General features: G+C 63.0%; 1 protein-coding gene. It reads left to right on the forward strand.

The features are described from left to right. Positions 1-891, forward strand: an 891-nt coding sequence (gene tnpC / locus AC3WLT_RS37200; RefSeq protein ID WP_492596529.1) for an IS66 family transposase, incomplete at both ends; no start/stop codon positions are given.

The raw sequence follows: 891 nt of genomic DNA on the forward strand, positions 1-891 counted from the left end.
CCAGCTCAGCTCCCGCGTGATCGAGATCGAACATCTGAAGCTGATGCTCGCCAAACTGCGCCGCATGCAGTTCGGTCGCAAGTCCGAGAAACTCGAGCGTCAGATCGAACAGCTTGAGCTGCGACTTGAGGACCTGCAGGCCGACGAAGGTGCAGCTGCCCAGGCTGACGCAAAGAAGGCGCAGCAACGTCGCGAGAGTGCCTGTCGCAAACCGCTGCCTGATCACCTTGAACGTGAAGAGCGGGTGCATCTGCCCACTGAGGAGCACTGCCCGGGTTGCGGTGGCACGCTTAAACCACTGGGCGAAGACGTATCCGAGCAGCTCGAATACGTGCGCGCACACTTCCGCGTCATCCGTCATCGTCGTCCCAAATTCGCCTGTTCGTGCTGCGACTGTATCGTGCAGGCCGCAGCGCCGAGCCGGCCTATCGATCGTGGCCTGCCGGGTCCGGCTTTGCTCGCCCACATCACAACATCGAAGTTCGCATACCACATCCCGTTCTATCGCCAGTCCGTCATGTACGCGCGCGATGGCGTCGAGATCGAACCGGGCACCATGGGCCACTGGCTGGGCAGTCTGACATGGCTGCTCAACCCTCTGGTCGACGCGGTGCGCCGCCACGCGCTTGGTGGCACCAAGGTTCACGCCGACGACACGCCGCTGCCGGTGCTCGCGCCGGGCAATGGCAGAACGAAGACCGGACGGCTCTGGGTGTATGTGCGCGATGATCGGCCCAGTGGTTCGGACGAAGCGCCGGCGGTCTGGTTTGCCTATACACCGGATCGTCGCGGCGAGCATCCACAGCGCCATCTTGCCAACTTCGCTGGCGTGCTACAGGCAGATGCGTTCGCCGGCTATGCGGAGCTGTATCTGGGCGGTCAGATTCAGGA

It is taken from the genome of Paraburkholderia sp. FW306-2-2C-D06C, from assembly GCF_058781505.1.